Here is a 23992-nt window from a genome sequence, read left to right as displayed (position 1 = left end):
CGAAAACAGCAATTAAGCCGTTTTCATATACCCTAAAAGGATACCACCTAAAATGACTAAAAGGCAACCAACAATAACATAAACAAGTTCTTTTTTCGTTTTCTTTTCTCCTAAAATGAAAATACCGCCTAGAGTAGAGATGATGATCCCCATTTGAGAAAGTGAGAAACCTACAGCTAAACCAAGAGATTTCACTGTTATAAGCATGCACACGTTCCCAATTCCCCACAGCAATCCGCAGATCATGTTTTTCCAAACAAATTGATTCACTTTTACTTTACGGAAAGCAAAGAAACTTGCACCTAAAATCATACCGATACTTTGAGGAAGGATGATTGACATCGCATCCAAATTAGCCCAGTTGACAATGATCGTATACACACCGTAACCAATCGTGGAATAGATCAATGCTCTAAAGCCCTTACCAAAATCAAGCATTTTATTGTCTGTGTCTACTTTTCCTTCATCATCTTGGCGCGCGGTTAAATAAGCACCGCTTACAAGAAGAGCTAAAGCAATAATACCGTATATATAATCTTTCGTTTGTGTCCATTCATGGAAGAAGACAGCGCCCGCAATCGTATTCAAAATCAATTGAAAACCAGTAGAAAGTGGTAATCCAACAGAGACTCCCATAAATTTCATCCCATGGAATTGACCGTTTTGTCCAACACTCCAAGCAAGACCAGATAAAAAGCCGATCAAAAAAATCCAAGGTGTGATCGTAGGACTAACAATGAAAAAGACAACTAATGAAAAAATGAATGCGCCAATCGTCATTCCTAATGTTTGCTGATTGGCATCACCACCAATTTTTCCACTTACTAAACCGATACTACCCCATGCTACCATAGGGATTAATGCTATTAAAATTTCCATAACTAATCTCCTTTTATTTCACATGATAAGAAACTTATCAGCGAAAACGTTCACAACACAAGAAGTTTTTTTCGATTCTAACTGTTTTCTAACGTTTCTCATTATAGAAATTTAAAATCGGGAAAAACAGAGTCATTGTCGTCCCTTTTCCTTCTGTCGATTCAGCAATTAGTTCAATACCGATTTTTTCAGCGAGGGATTTAGCTAAATAAAGACCCAGCCCAGTGGAATGAGTTTTGCTCAGACGTCCGTTTGCGCCAGTGAATCCTTTATCAAAGATACGAGCTAAATCTTCTTTGGGAATCCCTATTCCCGTGTCTTTGATGGCTAAAGACACGCCACTTTTGCCTTTTTCAATTGAAATAATGATTTCTTTGTTGTCAGGAGTATATTTGATTGCATTACTAAGGATTTGTTTGAAAATAAAGGTCACCCATTTCGCATCAGTCAATACTCGCTGATCTTCACCCACGATTTCATAGTGCAAGTTTTTTTGGATAAAATAATTGGCTTGGCTGCGCATTACTGGTTGGATAATGCTCTTCAATTCGTACTCTTGGATCAAATAGTCCTTTGAAAAACTATCTAATCGAGCGTAGTACAGCACCTGCTCTACATATTCATTGATTTTTGCCAATTCATTTTCTAAAAGTGTATATTTTTGATCGTCGATATCAAATTCGATCGAGCGTACTAATAATTCAGAGGCTGCCAAGGGGACTTTGATTTCATGGACCCATGAATCAATATAATCCTTTTGATCTTGTTGATTGGTGATCGCTTCTTGCATGACTGTTTGGTGTTCACGGATTAGTTGATTGATGTATTCTTCCAACAATTTTTCTTCTTCCGTATGGCTACCACTCAAGTAATTTTGTAATGGGGATGTCTGCTGTAAATTAGCTAATTTCCCCCACCAACGGCGTTTACTCAAATAATTGACAAATAAATAAAAAATCAAAAAGACTCCTTGGATCAAGGCAAGATATCCCACAGTTCCCCAGTCGATCATAATGTTCGGTGCCAACCACATGACGAAGATCGTCAGTCCAACAAAAAAAAGCCAGCCTAAGATCATAGACCATTGATCTTTTAAATAACTTAAAAATTTCATCTTCTACTGCTCATCCTTTCAGGGAACGATATACCCCTGGCCGACTTTTGTTTCGATATATCCATTGATACCCGCTTGTTCGATTTTTCTACGCAACCGATTGATGTTCACCGTCAATGTGTTGTCATCAACGAATCGTTCGTCATCCCACAATGCTCGTAACAGTTTTTCTCGGCTTAGGATCTTTCCATGTTGTTTCATGAGAATAAATAGCAAGCGATATTCATTTTTACTCAAATCGATGATTTCTCCATTGATTTCCATGCTTCCGTTATCGACATTCAGTGTGATCCCATTGTGGCTCATCATTTCACTAGACAGTTCAGCATAATTATAAGAACGGCGAAGTAGTGCATTAATTTTAGCAATCAATACATCGATTTGAAATGGCTTGGTCACAAAATCATCTGCCCCCATATTCATTGCCATGATCATATCCATATTTGTATTTCTGCTTGAGATAAAAATGATCGGTACTTTTGAAACTTCCCGGATTTTCTGACACCAATAGTAGCCATCAAATACAGGTAAATTGATATCTAATAACACTAGTTGTGGTTCTTCCTGTTCAAAATCTGTAAATACTTGATTGAAATCTATTGTACCATATGTTTCGAATTGCCATTTTTCCAACTCTTCCATGATCAACTGCCGAATGATTTCTTCATCCTCTACCACCATAATTTTCGCCATGATGTAGCCCCCCTACTTTTTACTTATTTTTACCATATCAAAGAAGACGTGATACGACAAGCAAGTTTCTTTTTCTATTTTCCTGATTGTTCAATAATAAAACAAGAGACTTCAGACCGATTTTACTTTCTCCTATTCATTTTTAGATTTTTTTAATTTCTTGATTTTCCTAAAAATAAAATAGCTGAAAAGTAGCAAAAATAATAATGTTCCAGCCGAAAACAAGACGGCTAGCCAAAATTGATAGTTTTTTGTTTTTTTGATTCGTTCATTGTCAGATCCCTCCATCTGCGTTCTTTTCGCAGTGACAAGTAAGCGATGGGTGTTGACCGCATAAGGGGTACAGGTAACTAGTGTGATCAAATCTTGATTTTTTTTGATCGATAATTTTTCCACGTTTGTAGGTAACACAACGTTTTTTTCAACGACTTTATACGCTAATTTTTCCCCCATCACGTCTAAATAGAAAACGTCCTCTTTCGCTAATCTATTTAAATCAGTAAACAGCTTCTTTTTACCCATTCCACTATGGGCGGTAATAACCGAATGCGTTTCATTTCCGCCAATTGGAAATGAACTCCCCTGTAATACAGTAGCACCTTTTTCCAATAATTGGTCGTTCGTTTCATCAAATAAAGGCAAACTCACCTTGATTTTAGGAATATAAATCGCTCCGATCAAATGCTCCTTATAGAGATTTTTTTGATATTCTTTTTCATTTTTCACCGCTTGTTCAAACGGATCTTTGACTTTGCCCATGCCTAAAAAACGCCATTTTTCCGCAAGTTCTTGGTTTTTAGTTTGATACTCTTCTAGTATTTTCTTTTGTGTCGCATCTTTTTCTTTTGCGATTCGTTGTTGGTAGTTTGCAATTCGTTGCTGATCCCAATAATTACTGATTGCATTTGCCAAAAAAGGATATGTAAAGACCGCTGCACCGATAAAAAAGGTCACTGCCAGCATCAATTTTAAACATATTGTTGCTTTTTTTTCTCGCTGTTTTTTTTTCATTTCAAGCACTTCCTTAAAAAATCGCAGCAGCTAATCACTTTAACTGCTGCGACTTCGAATTTATCATTTTTTCAATAGTAGCCGATTATTCTGTTGCTTTTGATTTTCTATACCATGTATAGGCGCCGATCATTAGACTCAGTCCAACCAGTAAGAAGGCGAAAATACCATTGCCCCCAGTTGATGGTAGATACCCTTTTTTAATGTTTGGAATACTTTCTTCCCCAGGATTTTCTTGACCTAAAACAGATACACTTTCATCGTAGCTTCCAAAAAAAACCGTGAATGTTGTAAATGCTTTATCCCCAGCTGGTAAAGCATAGCCACTTGGCGCTACGACTTCTTTTGCATGATACGTACCGTAATCTAATCCATGTACTTCAAATTTTCCTTGATCGTTAGAAGTGAATTTCGTTGCATTTTCTGAGTCTGACCAAACGATTCTATCTGCACCCGCTTCATAGGTTGTTAGCGCTGCGCCATCTTTGTAAAAGACCGCAAATTTATCCTTATTACCATTCCAGATCTCAAATTGGGCACCACTCAACGTCTGTTTACTTGAAGCATCATACTTTTCAAATTTTCTACCGCCAGTAGCTACTTTTTCGTCTGGAATCACTTCTTCATTGTAATCGTAGGCATCATTACGTCCGATCAAGATCGTTGCAGTGTTATTATGAAATTCATCTGCTTTGATCGTTGCTGTCACTAGCATATTGTAGGTGATCGTTAAATCGCCTCCACGCCCTTTGGCTAATTTAGCTAATGTTCCTTCATTCGCAGTTCCATCTTCTTTTTCTGTTAAGATCGTTACTGCAAAACCATTACCGCTTTGTGCGACAGAATAATCTGTTCCCTTGATTAATATTTCATTTCCGACTTTTACCTCTATCTCTTGATCATAGTAGCTTAATCCTGCTGTTGGTGTATCTGTTATTACAAAGTTTTTAATGACAGCAGACAAATCACCATTGACTGAATCAATAAAATAAGGAATCGGTGCAGTGATCGTATATGAAACTTGTTTTCCTTTTTCTAGATCAAGATATGAAATCGTTTCTGTTCCTTCGGCACCTTTATCTAGGATAACTTCTCTTAGTTCATCATCAGGTACATTCATTTTTTTATCTGCTTCTCGTACTTCATTTTTGGGATATAGATGAACATCTGTGTTGAATGTGTCTTTCCAAGAGCTACCATCCCACGTGCCATCAACCACATTTGGCATCATCACGACCATTGGCGCAGCAACTTTAGAAATATGGGCTGGCGAATAAGTTTCTAAAAATAGATAGACTTTGTCTCTCCCGTCGCCTTCACTGACTTGTACATTGGCAAAGACTGCTTTTCCCTCATCGTCTGTGGTATGACTATCAACTGGGTCTGCACCATTAAGGATCGTGTTCCAATCTTCGTAATCTTTCCCCTGCATCCATGCAATTGCTGCAACAGCAGTCATTCCATCATCATCAACATTTTGCGTATCTGGATTATCATTTAATAAACCGTAATACACCGCAGTCACATCGAATTGCTCAAAATCGACGCCAGCTATATTCTCTTCCCAAAATTCCTCCGAAACCAGACCACTATTTGCTTGGGCATCTGGCAAGGACTCAAAACCCTTTTTGTGTAATGTGATCGTGATTTCACTTGGTTTTTCTGACACTTCTGCGGCATTCGTATCCTGGCTATTCCCAAATCCCACAGTTGCAAGTAACAATATACTGAACCCTTTTATCAAATTCAACTTATTCATTTTTTTCTCCCCGTTCCTTTTTTAGTTTTAAACCTGCTCCTATGATCAGGCCTATTCCGATTAATGAAATCAATGATTTTGTCTCATTTGCTTTTGGATAACTCAACCAAGTGGATTCCTTTGGCTCTTGTTTATCTGGTGTAATATTCGCTTGCTTATTGCTATCTTCGGTAGTTTTTTTGTCCGTTTTTTCATTGTATATCCGTGGCTTGACTTCGTTATAAGCTACTTTAGGCACATTTCCGGATTCTAGTTCTGCCATCTCTTGTCCATTGACTGTGACATAGTTTGGTTGTCCATCGGCATTCTGCCAAGACCTTGGAATCACTACTTCGATTTTTTGATTTTCTTTACTAATGGTATAATCGTCCACACTTTTCAGTTCTTCAAAATAGTATGTGCCTGCAGGTAATAATCGCCCACCTGTGGTGACCAGACCATCTTTATCAGAAATGAATTTACTAACGTTCACATCCCCCAATGGATCGTTAGCTTGTGGCTCAATCCATTTATTCCTCAAATCAATCGAAGGTGACATATCTAAATAATATTTCTTCCCCTCAATCAGTTGATACAATGCAAAGACCACACCTTGCAACAGAACTCCCGTTTCTTGTGATCCTTGTTGACGCCCGTATTTAAAGAAATACGGATCACGTAGATACCCGACGTTTTTCGGATAGATATGAATCTGTGATAGTTCATTTGTGTGGTCCATTGGATCCACGATTGGCAAAATGGCAACAATTGGGATCGCATGTTGATCCAAGTCAACATCTAAGCCAGTTTCTCGGTCGATCGCTTCTTCAAAAATCAGATACACAGCATCTCGGTCTTGGTTTTTCTTAGGTGCAGTGATTCGCGCAATTCCATCTCCTAAAATTCCTACCTGATCGAATGCCGTGGTAACTGGCGGACCTACTTTTTCTAAATTTTCGCTCGCAATCAGTTCGTTGATCGTTGAGCGATCCATTGCAGCAAAATTTTGTACAAATTCTTCGCTCGTCATTTTGCTTTTTTGCTTCTCATAATAGTCAGTCAGTTCGTACATCTGGAAAATTGCACCATTCAATGGCTCAGTTTGCGAGAGTAACGTGTTCTTTTGGTCAGTAGCTATCTCTAATCCATCATTTTGATGAAAGACTCCTTCTGTGTAATCCACATCGCGGACCATTCTCTTATGCAGAATAAATTCAACCGTATTTCCCGTATTTTCTTGCGCATGACCCTTAACAGAAAATAGTGCTGTTACGATTGGCAAGAAAACAAGTATTGGGAGAAGTAGCATACCTACTTTTTTCATGATCAGTCCCTCCCTTTCCTATGGCTCTTAACATACAGTACGCCGCCAATCAGTGTGGAGATCCCTATAAGGAGTGCCGCAATGATGAAATAGAGGTAAGGGCCTGTTCCACCAGTAGCTGGCAATGGCTTCTCTGGGTCATTTCCAATATTCACTAATAATTGGATGCGGTTGTCTGCTGTCAACTCATAGGTTACTTCTTGCGTAACTGATGGGTCCGTTCCATCATCTGGATAATAGGCTATCTCAGCTTTCAAACTGCCTTTTTCTTTCCCAGGGATAACTTCTCCTCCTGATGTTTCTGCCGTTTCTCGATAACTGATAGTCAAAATGAAATGTCCCGGCAAACGCATGTATCCGTCTGGAGCTACCTCTTCTTTGATCCGGTAATTTCCTGCAGCTAAATCTTGTGAAAGAAACTTCGAAAGGTCGGCTTGATCTGGTGTCAAGCCATCATCGATCATCTCATACTCCCCAGGATTCACTTCATGTTCAAGTGAGAATGCAGCTCCCAATAATTTTTGATTATTCGTACTATCTAGCTTGAATAGCGTTAAATCAAGCGGTGCGAGTTCATTTTTCAGCGTAACTTGTAATACGCCATCAATAATCGTATAGCCCTCTCCTAAATCGGCTGTTTCATCAATGATTGGCTCTCCATTGATCACAAATTGACCTTCTTCATTCAATCCAAATGAAGAAGTCTGATCAGACAGTTGGTAGCCATTTGGTGCAACTGCTTCAGAGATTTCATACTTACCCACAGCTAATTTCAAAGGATCGGTATATGCAAGATCCTCATATTTGTCGAGACCAACTCTATAAAGATAGAAAGAGCCAATGCCTGGTTCTTGAGAAGTTAGATCGCGTGGATTACCTGTATAAGCTCGATAAAGTGGGAATCCTAGATCGTCTGTCTTTTTGATATCGAAGCCCGCCCCATCTAATGGCTCACCATTTTGATCGACTTTTTTCACTTTAACTTCACGGTATCTAAAGGTGTTATACACCTCATAATCGATCCACAGCAACCCGTCGTCGTCTTCGGTATATGTTAAGTAGTACCAACCTTCTTCATTTAACCACTGATATTTGATCGTCCCCTCACTATTTCCAGACATTTGCAAGAGCCAACCATCATTTTCTGTAGGATCTTCGAAGCCTTCTGGACTTTTTGTTTCTATAATCTTGTATTCTGCATACTTATCGCCTTCATCGCCATGTTCAAATGAATCGGGATCACCAAATGGATGAATAATTTTATCCTCTCCATCTAGGATATAGTCTCCGTCTCCATTGACACTATAGAACGTCAAGAGCCCTTTTTTGTCTTCTTTTACATTGCTCCCAGAAATACCTTTAGCAATCGCATTTCCTTGTGCATTCCCTTCGCCATCTGTCTTATAGACTTCAAATTCTGCGCCATTGATTGGTACGTCACTATCTTTGACCAGCTTTTCAATATTCAAATGAACAGGTTTGAACTCATTCCGTATTTCTAGTTTGACGTAAAGATCTTTGTATTCTGTGCCAACATCGTTTAAGTTTTGGACAACAGAGAATGTATGGTATTCTCCTTCATTAGTGGCATCTTTGTCTTCGCCTTCAGGACCACCTTTCCGTTCTCCTGAAGTACTCGCATCCACCAATTCATAATGTCCTAGAGTGTCCCCATCGCCGGCAATATATTTTCTTACTTGGAACGAATACGTCTCATCGATCAATTGATAACGTGGCGGACCTGAGATTTCTCTTATCCAATAAACAGCACTAACTGCGCCGCCTTCATCTCCAAGTATAGGAATCTTGGTTTCAAAAATAGCCATCCCATCATCTGTTGTCCGACTCGTTTCAATTGGTTCAACTCCAGTTAGATCGGGATTTTGATCGTACAAAGCAAATTCAACACCCGCTAGTGCTTCACCATCTTGCCCAGTCTTTTTGATTTGCAGATTTCGATCCTTGTGTTCATATCGAATCGACGGAGCAGGCAGATACATCCGTCCTGTCGCACGATCGTTTTGATAATCCTCTAGATTTTGTAGATAAGCCATATTATTCACTGTATAGAATTTACCATCTTGTGCCCCACCATCTAATTTAACTTGATACTTGATCCGAACCATTTCGCCTTCTCCTAATGAAATCGGAGAAAACGCATATGCATGATTCTCATGTCCTGCATATTGTGTTGGTGTTGCTACAACCTCTGGTGGCTTCGTTCCATGTTTTGATACATCCCAAACTTCTGGTGCTTCATATTTTGTTCCTGATTCGCTGTTCTCTAAATGGTAATACTGGATTTCTGCCGAATTTCCTCCCCCAAACAGAGAAACATTGAATCCCGTTTCATCATAAAGTGTCGCTTGTTCGATCGTTTTTTTGAACGTTGCAGAGATATTTTCTAAAGCATCTACAATTTCTGCTTTGTTATTGGCATTATAATAATAAGGATCTGTCCCATTCGGCTTCGTGTCAGCAATATTTTTCAACACATTTCGACCAATCGCATCTAATCGCTGCCTCCCAGAAATATTCCCTTCAATCCCTAAACCGATCGTAAAAATATTCGGTGGCGATTGATAGGTATTTTTTAACCAATGATGATACGCCACAGTATTGATTGCTGAAGATTTTTCTTGAGTAGTAGCTGCTCCAGTCGTATTATTATCTACGCCTCCAGTTCCTGCCCAATGCGTTGCTTTACTGTCGCCATCTTTTACTTCCCCATAGCGATATTGAATTTGATTCGTGTTAGCTGGCCGGTTGAAATCTGTCGCATAGGTTACAGGATACGTAAAACCAGCATTAGAAGTATTTCCGGAAAAGGTTTCAAAATTTTTAAAGAGGGTACCGTTATCTGTTGCCACTTTATCTGGCATCACATTCCAACTGTTCCAATTATTGCCTCCCCTTGAAGTTCTTGACTCAATAGGTGCATAGCTAAAGGTAGGGGTGCCGTCTCCAACAACAATCAAAATCTTCTCAGGATTTCTCTCTGCTCCTCCATTATCCTTGTAGAGAACTTCATAGCCTTTTCTCAACCCTAATGTCAAAGGCGTTCCTCCAATAGGTGTCCTTGTCAATGCAGTACTAGTAGTTATTGAATTGAGGTTATCTGTCATCGCTAAGGTATCTGAATCGATCTGATCCTGATTACCCGTTGATGTACTCGAATGGTAAAAATTGACTAACCCGATGCGGACATCCATTTCCGGAGCAGACAACAAATTTCTACTGATTTCAAGAACTGATTCGCGTAAGGCGGCATCTTTACTTTGACTTCCCGAACCTGTTGTTCCTTCATTCATACTTGCTGATTTATCAAGGACGAATACCACATCGACTGGCGTGATGCTTTTATCTTCTCCACCAATCACATCTAAATAAACATTGTAAAGTGTGGTTGCGTCTTGTGGAGAAACACCCTCTTCTGTAGTACTTGATAAAACTGGCTCCACCCATTTTTTCACATACGCACCATTATAATCTAAATAACTATTGGCAAAATTCCGCTCCGTTCCCCAAAGCTGAACTGTTTGAGCAGGGGTATTTGTATCTCCTTCGGTGGCAGTAGAACCATTATCCGTGGCGTAATTATAATTCCGCCAATTTGCGCCCCCAATCGCATAATCAGAATCATCAATCAATTGATTATTATCATAAAGCGAACCTTTATACCCACTGTAGGCCTCGCTGCTTTGACTCCAGTTATCTAACACACTAGTGAAGTCGTTCGTGGCAAACAATGGATACCGATTTTGTTCGCTGGTTGCGGAACCTTGTGGATAAACATAGGTATATGGATCGTCAGTCGCAGTCGGACCAAGACGCGCTAAAATACCACTGAACAATGGACTCTGGACTCTTGCTAAGGGTTGTCCACTCGGAATGATCGGTTCGTCTGATTCTACAGATGTGTCATCTCGTTGCGTTTCAGCGGTTTCTTCTTTATTTTCAATAGCTTCTTGATTGTCAGTTCCTTCGTTATTGTCAGCTGCTTCATTATCAGTTACCTTAACTTTCTCATCTACAACGACTTGAAGAGGCAACTCTCCTTCTTTGGTGTCTGGTAATTTTTCTGTTTCAAAAATCAACGTTCCAGTTTCTTGATCCTTTGAATACACTTTTCCAACATACCATTCTTGTTCATTGATCGTTTCGGTTTTTAATTCTGCTCCCTCTTCGTCATAAGAGGCTAATCCGCTCCCGCGGATATTGGTTACTGTGCCAATACCAGCTGCAGCGGTATCGATGGCAATACGGATCCTCCCTTCATTGTCACTTTTTTTCTTTTCAAATTCCAATGTCCATTCTAGGGTGTCTTCTTTCTCAACATATTTTCCTTCAATCTTCGCATAATCTTCATCTAGATAAACTTTCTTTTCTGTATTTGCAACGGTATCTGCAATTACATCTCGATCAGCTAGATGAATGATTGATTGAAAGGATGGGCTTACCAACATACACATAGCAACAAACTGTAGCACCTTCAAGCCGATTTTTTTTCACTTTTTTTACTCCCTCCTTCACAATTAAAAAACACTCGTGTTTTTTCATATAAATCAAAATGAGCAATTACTAAAATTTTCTATTTTAATTTTAATACATTTCTAATCTTTTTTCAAGTGATATCCTAATCACCGATACCTTCGTGTATACAAACGAGCAAAAATGAAAATAACTATAACTATATTAAAAAAATTTAATACAAGCAATAATAACCTAACAACAACAAAAGAATAATAGGCGTTTTATAAAATGATCCTCATCAATAGTAATAAAAAAAGACAATCAGCAAAACAACTAAAATGAGAATAAAGAATAAACGATTAGAAAAATAAAATAACACTGATTCAAAAAGTTTAATAACTGTCAATTTTCTAAAATTTTATCTATATTTTTATATTTGTTCTATCTACTTTCTTTACACGCTTCATAATCCTCAATTTATTCTTGCTTTTACCGATCATTTCACCCTCAAAATTATTTATAAAAAAGAAAAATAACTTTTTTATTTTCAGATAACGTGTTTTATACTACAAAAATGATTTAGCAATCGTTTTCTTTGAAATTTTTCTCCATTCGTATCACAATAGAGAAGTATCAAAAAAAGATTAGGAGGAATTTTGATGTTCAGACACCAAAAAGAATTGCAGTTTGAAGCAAAAATAGATCGTCCCAATCCGTTGATCGCGAAATATTTACAAGAACTTATCGGTGGACAGTATGGAGAAATGAGCGTGGCAATGCAATACCTTTTCCAAGGATGGAGCTGCCGAGGAGAAGAAAAATACAAAGATATGCTGATGGATATTGCTACCGAAGAACTTGGCCATGTGGAAATGTTGGCTACGATGGTCGCACGTCTATTAGAAGATGCACCTGTGGAAGATCAAGAAGAAGCAATGAAAAAAGATCCAACGATTGGTGCGATTATTTCAGGAATGAATCCGCAACAGGCAATCGTTGCTGGCTTAGGTCCACGTCCAGCAGACAGTGTTGGTAACCCTTGGAGCGGTAGTTATATTATCGCAAGTGGCAATTTACTTGCTGATTTCCGTGCCAATCTCAATGCGGAATCACAAGGACGCTTGCAAGTCGCACGCCTCTATGAAATGATTGATGACCGCGGCGTAAAAGATTTACTCTCTGTGTTACTTGCACGAGACAGCTATCACCAAAATCTATGGGCTAGCGCAGTAAAAGAATTAGAAGAAAATGAAGGTTCGATTCTTGTTCCAAGTACCTTCAATCGTGAAAATGAACGTAAAGATATCGCCTATGACTTTTATAATTTTTCCGAAGGTAATGAAAGCAGTAAAGGTCCTTGGGCTAGTGGTAAAGCATTAGATGGTGAAGGCGAATATCAATGGTTGGACGAACCAAAGATCGAAGGAGCTAAGCCTAAGCTAAAACGTGTCACACCGAAAATGTATGGCACCCCTCCAGCTAAAAAGTAAAAAGAACGCCTCTAGCAATCAGAAACCGATTGCTAGAGGCGCTTTTCTTTTGTTTATTTATGATCAAACGACCGTAACTTCTACATCGATATTGCCTTTGGTTGCCTTGGAGTAAGGACAATAGTCGTGCGCTTGCTCTGCTAATTTCCTTGCTTCTTCTTCACTGACATCCTCTACATGGACTTCTAGTACCACACCGATTTTATATCCGCCTTCGTCAAGGGTATAAAGAGATACACGTGCCTTGACAGTAGAATCAACAGTTAGGTTCGCTTCTTTGATCATATGCTGTAACGCACCGTTAAAGCAAGAAGCATATCCTGCTGCAAATAATTGTTCTGGGTTGGTTCCATCCGCGTGGATGCCTGGGGGAGTGACTTTCATGTGCATGGAACCATTCGGTGCTTCAACTTCCCCTTCTCGCCCACCGTGATTGATCATCGCTGTTTCGTATAATTTTTTCATTGTACTACTCCTTTCGCTAGTTCACTTCATATTACTAGTGTAAGTATATTCAGGAGTTTATACAAAGATTCTGCTTGTTATTCGAAAAATAAAATACCATCTTCCACCAATTTTCCAAAGAATAGAAAGATGCCACTTGTAAGCAGCAATGTCATATTTGTTCCAAAATAAATGGCAATTTTTTCTACATAATCCTTGATATGATTGATTTTAAGATACATAAAAACCAAAAAATTCACCCCGTAGACCAACACTGTTAAAAAGATGATCATATTCATAACCATTTTTATCCCTTCCCCTCACTTTTTACCCTTCATCCTCCGCTAATATCAGTGGCTCAACATCTGGAAATGTTGCTAATTCTCGCGAGAGCACTTGTAACGCTGTGCTATTTTTTCCCTTTATATCATTTTCAATTTGTAAAACTAATAGAGGTTCATGGAGACTTGGACGAAGTAAGAACCAACCGTTGCCATAAACTCCTTTTAAATCATAACGAATGCCTTCTTGATTTTCTGGCTGTAATTTCATTCCCGGATATTTTTCTAATGCATCGGACAAGCGCTGAATGATTTCTTTTCCTCTTTGTTGTGGATGATCGCTAGTCAACCCTAAGCGAATTTCTTGCACTTCAACCGGTTGCCTTAGTCCTTGAATGATTGCTTCTAATGTCAACTGCTCCTCTTTTAATCTTGGGAAAAGCATCAATATTTTGGCGATCACGTAGGCACCATCATCTAAAAAATAATTTTCTTTAAACGCCGCATGTCCACTCGTTTCAATGGCTAACTGTGCATCGACACCTGATTCATTTAATGCCAACGCTCTGTTGATAACATTTCGATAGCCTGAGATATAGCGATCTTGTTTTCCCCCTTTTGATTCGATAAATGCTTGTAAATGTGTCGATGTTGGAGAATTTGTCACTATCGTCGTTCCTGGATGCTCATTCAAGACAATCATACTTAATAAGGCAATTAATTTATTTCGATTGATCACTTGACCATTCCCGCTCACTACTGCTGAACGATCCACATCTGTATCAAAGATCACACCTAGATCCGCTTTATTTGCCAGCACTGCTTTTTTGATACTGGCCATTGCTTCTTGATTATCAGGATTAGGGATATGATTTGGAAAATGACCATCTGGCTCTAAGAACTGCGAACCAGTCGTATCCGCACCCAATTCTTCAAGAACAAGTTCAGCGAAAAAACCACCTGACCCATTCCCAGCATCCACAATGATTTTCCAACCGACTAATGGTTTTTCATTTGTCGTTCCGATACCGTTCCTGATTTTCTGGACTAGATCTTTGGCATAGATAGTTACTAAATCTGCTTTACGAACCGATCCTTTATATCCATTTTTATTCTTTTCAGTGGTTTTTGTCAATATGAAGGCGATATCTTCTTTTTCGGCTCCACCTTGCATTGTAAAAAATTTCATGCCATTGAAGTAAAAAGGTAAATGACTTGCCGTCAACATGACACTCGCATCACACTGGAATTGTGAGAACTGAGTTGCCATGAACATGGCAGGAGTAGTGGCTAAATCAAAGTCGATGACATTGACTCCCTGATCGACTAGTCCTTTAATCAACGCTTCCTTTAACAGTGGTCCACTGATTCTGCTATCACGCCCAATGCCGACAGTCAACTTTCCATCTTGATACTTTCGTCCATTTGCTTTTTTTAGCCATGTAACAAATCCACAACTGATTTTTTCCATCTCTTTCGCTGTTAGATTTGCATCAAATCCCTCTGTTGTAATAGCAATCCCTCGAATATCCGAACCGTTCTGTAGCGCTTTCATAAAAGGCATTTCGTATCTTCCTCCTTTATTCTCTCATTTTTTCTAACTTTTCTGCAAATGCTTGTGCATCTTCTTCAGAGCGGCAAATCACAATAAATGTGTCTACACCAGCGATCGTTGCAGCAACTTCTGGGTAGGCTGCTTCATCTAACCAATTCGTTACGACATCTGCGCCATCTTTTTCTGTTAACACGACAATCATAAATTGTACGATTTGAATTTTTAACACTTCTCTTTTGACAGCTGATTTTAGTCGTTCTTCATTCAATGTTTCAGATGGTTGACTAAATAATGCATAACGCACTTGCTTATTCTCATCATGGGATTTCACCAGCTTCATTTCTCGAATATCGCGGGAAATCGTCGCTTGAGTTGCTTTAACACCAACTTCTTGTAATTTAGCTAGAAGTTCTTCTTGGGTACTGACTGGTTGTTCCGTAATGATTCTGCGAATCAATGATTGTCGTTGGATTTTTTTCATACTGGACACCTCTTGTCTTTATTATAACAAAAAAAACTGATTTTTTTGTTCTTTTTAGTATTTTTTACTTTTATTTTCTATGAATCAACGAATCGATTTTGGAGCAATCAACACACGCAAAATCGTCTTCATTTTTTCTGGATTTTCTCTATGTGGATCACTCATATAGATTTCTTTATGCTCTTTAGACGTCTGTTCATAGCCTTCTTTTTGAATAAAATCAGCTAACTTTTTAAATGTTGCGGGTTCATCATCATATGGGCCGATGTGTACTATTTGCGCAGTCAATCTCTCTTCGATCGTTACAAACTGCAATTGGTCTATCAGCTCGAACGGTAGTTTATGCGCACTTCGGACAAGAGCCTCCTGTGCCACTTCTTTGGTTACAAAACCAGGTTGTTTGATCATTAATTGATAAGAAAAATGTTTTTTTTGCATTACTTTTTCGTTGAGGTACTTCTCTTGTAGTCCCCATAGACCTTCTAGCGGATACACCGTATAAGGCTGATAGTTTGGGATAAGCCAATCTTTCTTCGGTGACATTCGAACAGCATAACTCCATGCGTAAAGAGAAGCAACACGTCGCTGGAAATCTTCATCATTTGGGTCACCGACCCCATTGATACTAAAAAAATGCTGCTCAGGTAATACTAAGATCTGTGGTCTTTTCTTTATACTATAACCAAGCTCACTTTTTTCCAGTCGATTTTTTCCATTCCGTCCTCCTGTTATCTATCCATTCACTACTATCATAACTCTTTTACTCAGACTTGGCTAACGTTGTTGACACTAATTTTCATTCTATGCTAGAATATGCGATGTAAACAAATCGTACAGATAACACGTCACTGGCGTGTCGAGAGAGAGGCGATTTCTATTTTTTTTAAATAGAAATCACTCTCTTTTTTTACGAAATTTTTTTGAGGTGAACACGATGACAAAACAAAAACATATTCTATTAGTACCTGCGGTGATTGCTACAGGTATGATGTCCTTTGCCGGGGTGTTGATTGAAACGGCAATGAACGTAACCTTTCCAACTTTGATCAACCAATTTCAATTAACTACAGCACAGGTCCAATGGGTTACGACTATCTATTTATTGATGATTTCGATCATCGTCCCCCTGTCGACTTATCTTACTAAAAATTTCAGTATACGCAGTCTTTTTCTACTGTCCAATCTACTGTTTTTAGCTGGAATTATCGTTGACTTTTTTTCTCCAACTTTTTTGATTTTACTCCTTGGTCGACTTTTGCAAGGCGCGGCGACAGGAATCGCATTACCTTTGATGTTCCATATTATTTTAACTTTTGCTCCGATGAATCGACGTGGCGCAATGATGGGAGTCGGGACTTTGACTACCGCTATTGCTCCTGCAATCGGACCGACTTACGGCGGTATTTTAACTTCGAATTTTACTTGGAATCACATTTTTCTTTTTCTTATTCCCGTATTACTGCTTTCATTAGTCATTGGGTTAGTTGCTATCCCTACTATTCCAGTTAAAAAGAGTGGCCGTTTAGACCTATCAAGCGTCTTAGGTTTATGTCTCCTTTTTAGTGGAAGTTTGACTTTCTTGAGTATGTTAGGCACAACGGTGGGTTGGCTTGCGTTAGTTATCGCTATCATTGGCTGTTTCATTTTTTATCGACGCACTCAAAAAGCAGCATACCCTTTGATCCAATTGACTATTTTTCACAATAAAACCTTTCGTTTATTTTTGTTTAGTTTTTTGATTTATCAGTTCTTATTGTTGGGTATTTCCTTTGTCCTACCTAATTTTGTACAGATCGTTCAGGGAAGTAGTCCATTCATCGCTGGCATCGCTATGCTTCCAGGAGCAGCTGTAGGAGCTTTGTTATCGCCTTTTTCTGGAAAATTACTAGATCAGTACGGACCAAAAAAACCGATTCTAGCTGGGTTGCTCCTTGCGCTTATCGGTTGGTCTGCACTTGTTCTTCTCATCGGACATGTTTCTCTGCTATTCTTGGTTCTTTGCCATGTGATCTATATGGTGGGTATCGGCTTATCTTACAGTAATATAATGACTACCGGGATGAATGCGTTGCAGGCAGATGCGCAAAGTGATGGGAATGCTGTATTCAACACCTTACAACAATTTTCTGGAGCTGTTGCAACTTCTTTAGTAGCGATTATTATCAATCTTATCCAAGACCATACAACATTAAACTACCTAGATGCTACTACATTAGGATCAAAAGTTGCTTTAGGCGTATTGCTTTTCTTACTGATAATCAGCTTTATCCAGTTCATCCGGTATAGTTTAGCAAAAAAGAAAGCATGATTTCTCTGTGAACTATTTCCCAGCAGTTTCTTACCTAGACGAGTACTTTTTCTCTAATCAACACTTCAGTCGTCTTAATATAAAGCACACACACTATTTCTAATAAGAAGGAACTGTCTCAACACTTTCTTGATCGACGAGTTTATGGGAAAATAGAGACTGAAAAAAGGAGGCTTTCTTTATGGAAAAAATTGCCATTATCGGTGGTGGGATCATTGGAATGACTTTAGCCAATTATCTTGATACAACAAAGTTTGAAATCGTACTTTACGATCATGGAGTAGGTCAAGCAACAAAAGCTAGCGCCGGGATCATTTCTCCTTGGCTCTCCAAAAGAAGAAACAAGAAATGGTACCATTTAGCAAAAGACGGTGCCGCTTTTTTCCCGAAATTAGTTCAAGATTTTTCACTTGGTCAATCGATCTATGCGCAGTCTGGTACCATCTTATTACGTAAAACGGAACAATTAGCTGAACTAGCTGATTTGGCCAAAGAAAGAAAAAAAGAGGCACCAGAAATCGGCAAGATTCGTTTACTGAAACCTGAGGAAACATCTGCACTTCTTCCTCTATTGAAACAAATGCCCGCTTTGTATATCAGCGGTGGTGGAAAACTTGACGGAAAAACGTTTTTAAATGAACTGTCTAAAAGACTTACTCATAAAGGGATCAAACAACTCCATGAAAAAGCGCACTTAAAGAGAGCTCAGGATAATTGGATGATTGAAAGTGCGTCAGGAAAACAGAACTTCGACCGAGTGATCTTATCACCAGGACCTGCATTAAAAGCCTTATTGGCTCCTTTAGGTTATCAGACAGATATTCGGCCTCAAAAAGGACAACTTGTGGTATTTGATACAGCTTCTTCCCAGAGCCAGGATTGGCCTGTCGCGATGTTGGATGGAGAAGCGGATTTGATCCCCTTTACTGATGGAAAAATTTTATTAGGCGCTACCCACGAAAATACTGGTGGTTGGGACTTGTCCCCTACTGAAGAGGCTTATCGACAATTGAGTGAAAATGCCGCTATTTTTTTGGAAGAACCACAAAAACTTTTTGCTCAATCACATCATCTCCAAGTGGGCACCCGTGCTTATACATCTGACTTTGCTCCATTCTTTGGTCCATTGCCAGATGATCCAGGACTCCTTGTTGCTAGCGGTCTCGGCTCATCTGGATTAACGACAGGACCCTTTATTGGTTATCTTTTAGCTATGTATCTGAATACTGGCTCTTGGCAAGGGGCTGATTATCAAAAGGAAATCCATACTTATATAAAGATCAATCAATAAAAAAGCGAGATACCCAGAAATAATGACACTATTTCTGGGTATCTCGCTTTTTTATTATAGCTTATCTATCCTACTGAATAAATCAAATCCAAGTGCTATTTTGCTAATTGGCCAATCAAATTTTCAATGCTTTCTGCTGCTTCTTTTGGCAACGAATGATAGGCATTTAATGAGCGAATATATTGTGTGCGTATCCGTAAACGTTCCTGCAATAGTTGTCTATATGCTCTATCATCAAAAGGCACTTCCATTCCTTCAATCGGCAAGTAAGAAATTCTAGGTAGCATGCCAAGTGGAATAAACTTCCCAGTTTCGCGAACAATTTTCTCGATACTCCCTAAGGTGATTGCAGGTGTTACTTTTTTTCCATTATAATTTCCTGTATTCAATACATAGCATTTGGTACGCCCTGATTCAAAAAGCGTTCGAAATGCCTGATAGTCTTCGCCTAAAGGATAGGCACGGAAGGGATTGGCAAAAGGTTCTATAATCAGTTGGTTGGCGTCACCGTTTGTCACATTTTCTGCACTCGAACGTTTCGTAGCTAATGTCGCTCCAAAGGCGGTAGCTAATGTGGGATCATCGATTCTTAAAACGGGTGGTAAAGAGTCATCTTTCATGATCCAAAAAACAGCGTCTATCGGTTCATCCAAATGGTCTACGCGATTGGGAGTGACAAAACGAGATTTCACTGTCCGACCATTTCCATTACGAATATCTTGTGTGATGATTATTTTTTCTTGCATTTCATTCGTTGTCACTCCAACATTTTGACAAGTAAGAAAATAGGCGATGGTAGGATCATCGGAAGAATAATCTTGTGTTTTATCAAAATAGGAGGGTTCCAACGCAGTTGTCGAACCTTTTTCGCGAGAAATAATAAACGCATCATCATGAAGGATCGTTACGGGTAGATCTTCTGCATGTTTCGCTAATGTAATCGTGGATTTTCCAGAGCCAGATAAGCCAAAAACAGCCATCGTATAAGTTCTATCATCTAAAACATATTGCTTCATTCCCCCATGGCAAGCAACAAATCCATTTCTGTTTGCCATCGCCCATGCTAGCGTCAAGGTAGCTTTCTTCAGTTCCCCAAAATAGCGCAACCCTAGGACAGCTGCCACGTTATGATGAGGATCAAACAATACTAAGCCATCAGGATACTCACTGTCTGTCCAATAGGGATCACAAAAAATATAAAGGTCCCCTTCATCATAAACAGTGGAGTTTTGATAGACTTTTTCAATCTCATCCGTAGCAAATTGAAAATTCAACAGATAAGAATAGAGATTGTTCTCGAACCCTTCAGGAATCAGCAAGTGTGACTTGACTGAAAACTCATTGTCCAATCCAACGATTACTTCACCATGATAAAATACTCTCTTTCTACTTTGATAAACAGCTTCACGTAAAATACCTTCATATTTCTTTTGATCAATTGTCGGTTCTCCAATAACCCGTCTTGCTGATGCTGTTCGCCCTACGACCTTACCATCATTGAACACCAGTATTTTTGCATCTTGTGGTAACTTAAATTCTTCAGTATGCATGATTGGTAAATCTGTGATAATCGTTCCTGGGCTTTCTTTTGCTAACTGATAAGCGGTCTGCAAGTTGGGGATCTGCTCGACATTGTTTCCATAAAACGCCGTCTCGATTATGGTGCGAATACCTGATAGCAGTGGATTCTCAGGCTCTATATCTTTTGCCTGTAAAAATGATTTTGTACTCATCCTATCACCTCGTTTATATTTTTTAGATTAAAGCGTTTTCTTGATTATAACTTAACTTCTTCCTTTCTTACCAATCATTTCCTGTTTTAGTTGTTCTAACAGTGTTCTATTACAAAAAAAAAACAAGAAATCGCTGTAACGATTTCTTGGTTCATCTGATTATTTATTATTATTTGCTAGACTCGACTTAGTACCAACCGTTTGCTAACCAGAATGCTTGTGCAGCATCCCATGAACCATAACGTGAAGTAACGTATTGGTCAGCTACACGTTCTTGGTTTTCAGCAGAGTAGTCACCATTCAAGTATGATGCATCTAATTGGTAACGTCCGATATAACGGCCGTTAGTTGCTGTATAAGAACCGCCTGATTCTTTATTGGCAATCCATTCTTTTGCAGAACTGGTATTGCTTGGAGTTGTTGCTGTTGCAGCAGCGGGAGCAGCAGGTGCTACTTCAACTGTTTCAACTGGTGCAACGTATGTATGTTCTTGCGTTGCTGTTTCAGTTGTCGCTGGAGCTTCTACTTTTGGTGTTGCTTCAGTTTTTGCTGAAGAATCGCTAGAAGTTGGGATCGTTAATTCTTCACCAACGTAAATGCGGTTAATGTCTGCAACATTATTTTTTTCAGCAATTGCTTTGATCAATGAATTGTCACCAGCAAATTTTTGTGAAATCTTTGATAGTGAATCACCAGATTGGATTGTATAGATTTCATCGGCATGCGCATTTGTTGTTCCTACAAACATAGCAGTTGCACCAGCAGCAAAAGTTGTACCTAAAACGATCTTTTTAATTGAGTTCATATTTATCTCCTTTATTTTTCCCATGTATTTATCAACGTCATTAACTTTATCATCTAAAAATATTTCATAGGTAAAAGAAGTGTGACATTTAATGACAAAATCGGCGATTTTTTAATATTTGTAACATAACTCAAAGTAAAAAAAACACAGAACTCTCCCAAATGCCTTATACATCAAGCAAGGAAACGCTTTTTAACTATTTCTTAACTTGTTTAGAAAAACTTATATTTTGTAATATAAGCTCATTTTTAAAGCTTATTTTTTTCCATTTTCCTTTAAATAACTCTCATTTTTTTAAAAATTTTACTAAAAATGCAAAAAATCCAGCAATTATTACAACAATTACTGGACAAAAATCATGATTTGTGGAAGAAACCTCTTAACTATTTGGTCGTTTTTCTTTGTTTTTCTTTTGTAACATTGTGATTGCTTGTGCTATTTCTATTGAAACTTCCTCGTTATCTTCTTTTTGATCGACAACTTCTAAAGTTTCTATCCATTTTTTAGGTTCTTTTCTCCCTAAGCGACCAATTGCCCAAGCTGCCGTTGCACGGATCACAGGTCTAACATCCGTTAAGCATTTCTCGATCTCAGGTAAAGCAGAAGTATCGCCTAAATTGGCTAAAGCAATGAGGGCATTTCTTTGCAGTGGTTTTTTTCCACGCCACGAACCGGCTAAATGACCAAATTGTGCGTTGAACTCCTTATTTGATAATTGGAGCATTGATTTCAATTTGGGATAAACTTCATCAACTTTTGGTTCCATCTCGTCATGGAAATGGAAATCTTTGCCTCTATTATAGGGACAGACGAGTTGGCAAATATCACAACCATAAATGACATTACGCATTTTCTTCCGATATTCTTCAGGCATTAATCCTTTCGTCTGTGTCTGATACGACAAGCACCTTTGAGCATTCATCCGTCCATCACCTAATAATGCTTTCGTAGGACATGCCGTGATACAACGTGTACAGTCGCCACAGCCAAATACACCGGGCTCATCAGGTTCAAATTGGATATTTGTAACAACTTCACCAAGATATACAAATGAGCCGTATTCTTCTGTGATCAACAAGCCATTTCTGCCAATAAATCCTAATCCGGCACGTTGTGCCACTGCTACATCAATCAATTCTCCTGTATCGACTTGCGGTGCAAATCGCCAAGCATCCTCTTGTTGCCATACAGCTGCTCTTGTTTTGATGAAATCGATCAGTTTATTTAAGCGATCACGCAAGATATCATGATAATCGACTCCCCATGAGGCACGTGCAAATTGCCCACGTTTTTCATCTTTGGGTACTTCTTCATGAATTTTTGTAGGATAAGCTAAAGCAATCGAAATGATCGACTGCGGAGATTCAAATGTTTTTTCTATATACAAACGTTCATCAATCACTGGATGCTCAAAACCAGAAGTATGTCCCGCTGCTTTCTGTGACTCTAGTGATTCCTTTAAATGGTCAAATGGTTCAGCTGTAGTAAATCCGATTTTATCGATCCCAAGACGCTTGCTCTCTTCTATGATTTCATCTTTTAATGTTTTTGTCATTTTCCCCACCTATCTATCATGACCGTCAACGACTATATAATCCGTAGTATAAACGGTCTTTTTTTAGTTGGACAAATTGGATTTGCTGATCTGCAATTTTTCGTTCAGCCATCCAGCGTTTTCTCGTGGCAAATATTTCCCAATAATTGACAGAAATCCATTTTCTTTGGTTATCTAATGCCTGAAAAAAATTGAGAGAAACAGGCTTAGTATGCAATAATTCATGGAAGCGAACTTGTTCTTCCTGAGAAAAAGTGGATAGATCTCTCGAATAAAGTGTTTCTTCATACAGACATTTTTGTTGTGTATACGTAAACGTTTGGGGGATTTTCCCTGGACGTGCAATTTGGACTAGTCGATTATAATAGCTATTCATCAATTTACTATTTGCGATAAATGCACTTTTGTAATAAGCCGATTGTATTTTCTCAATCACACCTTCTGTTCCCATCACTGAAAACAATGCAGGCCACGCCTTGATAGTCACTTCATTATTTTGTTTGACTAAGACGCCTGGTACGAAACCTCCAGAAGAGATCGAAACGAAATAGCCGATTCCTGTTGTTTCATCTAATGACTGAAATTCATCGAAAAGCCACTTCGCAGGATAATGCTCTTCATTATCCGCTTCATTTGGATTTGCTATGAATAATTTAGCCATTTTGGATTCTAAAAATTGTAGATCTTGATCCTTCTCAGAGTTTTCATGCTGTTCGATCAGCTTAATCACTTCTTCTTTGATTTGATGCTTGTCTTTACGCGTAAAATTCATAGCTCCACCTTCCTTTCATACCTCTAACTATAACGGAAATCCGTT

18 protein-coding genes and 1 pseudogene are annotated in these 23992 nt (G+C 38.7%); 3 read left to right on the top strand and 16 right to left on the bottom strand.

Going from position 1 to position 23992, the window contains the following annotated elements; all coding sequences use genetic code 11:
* Positions 1–12: 12 nt before the first annotated feature.
* From IGI47_RS03595 to IGI47_RS03565, 7 genes are all read right to left on the bottom strand, one after another.
* Positions 13–879 carry a GRP family sugar transporter gene (locus IGI47_RS03595; protein WP_438783353.1) on the bottom strand — a complete coding sequence of 289 codons (867 nt, stop codon included), beginning with the start codon at positions 877–879 and terminating at the stop codon, positions 13–15.
* An 88-nt stretch (positions 880–967) separates the two neighbouring features.
* Positions 968–1993, bottom strand: coding sequence for a two-component system sensor histidine kinase SapS (gene sapS, locus IGI47_RS03590; RefSeq protein WP_438783351.1), 1026 nt, complete (start codon positions 1991–1993; stop codon positions 968–970).
* An 18-nt stretch (positions 1994–2011) separates the two neighbouring features.
* On the bottom strand, positions 2012–2686 hold the full coding sequence (sapR, locus tag IGI47_RS03585; RefSeq protein ID WP_311930275.1) for a two-component system response regulator SapR: 675 nt from the start codon (positions 2684–2686) through the stop codon (positions 2012–2014).
* Positions 2687–2818: 132 nt separating this feature from the next.
* Entirely contained in the window at positions 2819–3697 is an 879-nt protein-coding gene (locus IGI47_RS03580) for a class C sortase (RefSeq protein ID WP_438783350.1), read from the bottom strand.
* A gap of 85 nt (positions 3698–3782) precedes the next feature.
* A complete protein-coding gene (locus IGI47_RS03575) occupies positions 3783–5456 on the bottom strand; it encodes a SpaH/EbpB family LPXTG-anchored major pilin (RefSeq protein WP_438783348.1) in 1674 nt (557 codons plus the stop codon).
* Positions 5449–6759, bottom strand: a complete 1311-nt coding sequence (locus IGI47_RS03570; RefSeq protein WP_438783347.1) for a pilin N-terminal domain-containing protein — start codon at positions 6757–6759, stop codon at positions 5449–5451. The genes IGI47_RS03575 and IGI47_RS03570 overlap by 8 nt, the downstream gene beginning before the upstream one ends.
* A 2-nt stretch (positions 6760–6761) precedes the next feature.
* A complete protein-coding gene (locus tag IGI47_RS03565; protein WP_438783346.1) occupies positions 6762–11231 on the bottom strand; it encodes a SpaA isopeptide-forming pilin-related protein in 4470 nt (1489 codons plus the stop codon).
* Between the two features lie 660 nt (positions 11232–11891).
* Here IGI47_RS03565 and IGI47_RS03560 point away from each other — a divergent pair.
* Complete coding sequence (locus tag IGI47_RS03560) at positions 11892–12722, top strand: manganese catalase family protein (protein WP_438783345.1); 831 nt, start codon at positions 11892–11894, stop codon at positions 12720–12722.
* Between the two features lie 63 nt (positions 12723–12785).
* Here the strand turns inward: IGI47_RS03560 and IGI47_RS03555 are convergent, their stop codons facing one another.
* The 5 genes and pseudogenes from IGI47_RS03555 to IGI47_RS03535 all read right to left on the bottom strand — a co-directional run bounded on the left by IGI47_RS03555 (position 12786) and on the right by IGI47_RS03535 (position 16199).
* Entirely contained in the window at positions 12786–13187 is a 402-nt protein-coding gene (locus IGI47_RS03555; RefSeq protein WP_311930270.1) for an organic hydroperoxide resistance protein, read from the bottom strand.
* 77 nt (positions 13188–13264) lie between these two features.
* Positions 13265–13471, bottom strand: coding sequence for a hypothetical protein (locus IGI47_RS03550; protein WP_311930269.1), 207 nt, complete (start codon positions 13469–13471; stop codon positions 13265–13267).
* 22 nt (positions 13472–13493) lie between these two features.
* Complete coding sequence (locus IGI47_RS03545; RefSeq protein ID WP_311930268.1) at positions 13494–15011, bottom strand: phosphomannomutase/phosphoglucomutase; 1518 nt, start codon at positions 15009–15011, stop codon at positions 13494–13496.
* A 16-nt stretch (positions 15012–15027) separates the two neighbouring features.
* Complete coding sequence (gene argR, locus IGI47_RS03540) at positions 15028–15483, bottom strand: arginine repressor (protein ID WP_081135640.1); 456 nt, start codon at positions 15481–15483, stop codon at positions 15028–15030.
* A gap of 84 nt (positions 15484–15567) precedes the next feature.
* A pseudogene (locus tag IGI47_RS03535) lies at positions 15568–16199 on the bottom strand (GyrI-like domain-containing protein).
* 218 nt (positions 16200–16417) lie between these two features.
* Here IGI47_RS03535 and IGI47_RS03530 point away from each other — a divergent pair.
* The gene (locus IGI47_RS03530) at positions 16418–17791 is read left to right on the top strand and encodes an MFS transporter (RefSeq protein WP_438783344.1); all 1374 of its coding nucleotides are present in this window, start codon (positions 16418–16420) and stop codon (positions 17789–17791) included.
* A 181-nt stretch (positions 17792–17972) separates the two neighbouring features.
* Positions 17973–19082: an NAD(P)/FAD-dependent oxidoreductase gene (locus tag IGI47_RS03525; RefSeq protein WP_438783343.1), complete on the top strand. Its 1110-nt coding sequence runs from the start codon at positions 17973–17975 to the stop codon at positions 19080–19082.
* A gap of 95 nt (positions 19083–19177) precedes the next feature.
* Here the strand turns inward: IGI47_RS03525 and IGI47_RS03520 are convergent, their stop codons facing one another.
* The 4 genes from IGI47_RS03520 to IGI47_RS03505 all read right to left on the bottom strand — a co-directional run bounded on the left by IGI47_RS03520 (position 19178) and on the right by IGI47_RS03505 (position 23947).
* Positions 19178–20815, bottom strand: coding sequence for a phosphoenolpyruvate carboxykinase (ATP) (locus tag IGI47_RS03520; RefSeq protein WP_311930265.1), 1638 nt, complete (start codon positions 20813–20815; stop codon positions 19178–19180).
* Between the two features lie 187 nt (positions 20816–21002).
* Positions 21003–21620 carry a LysM peptidoglycan-binding domain-containing protein gene (locus tag IGI47_RS03515; RefSeq protein WP_311930264.1) on the bottom strand — a complete coding sequence of 206 codons (618 nt, stop codon included), beginning with the start codon at positions 21618–21620 and terminating at the stop codon, positions 21003–21005.
* 379 nt (positions 21621–21999) lie between these two features.
* Positions 22000–23175, bottom strand: coding sequence for a tRNA epoxyqueuosine(34) reductase QueG (queG, locus tag IGI47_RS03510; RefSeq protein ID WP_311930263.1), 1176 nt, complete (start codon positions 23173–23175; stop codon positions 22000–22002).
* A gap of 25 nt (positions 23176–23200) precedes the next feature.
* The gene (locus IGI47_RS03505) at positions 23201–23947 is read right to left on the bottom strand and encodes a hypothetical protein (protein WP_438783342.1); all 747 of its coding nucleotides are present in this window, start codon (positions 23945–23947) and stop codon (positions 23201–23203) included.
* Between the last annotated feature and the right edge of the window lie 45 nt (positions 23948–23992).

The organism is Enterococcus sp. AZ191 (genome assembly GCF_051713845.1).
Taxonomy (GTDB): domain Bacteria; phylum Bacillota; class Bacilli; order Lactobacillales; family Enterococcaceae; genus Enterococcus_B; species Enterococcus_B durans.
Note: the sequence above shows the minus strand (reverse complement) of the source record. Positions and strands in the feature narration are given on the sequence as shown.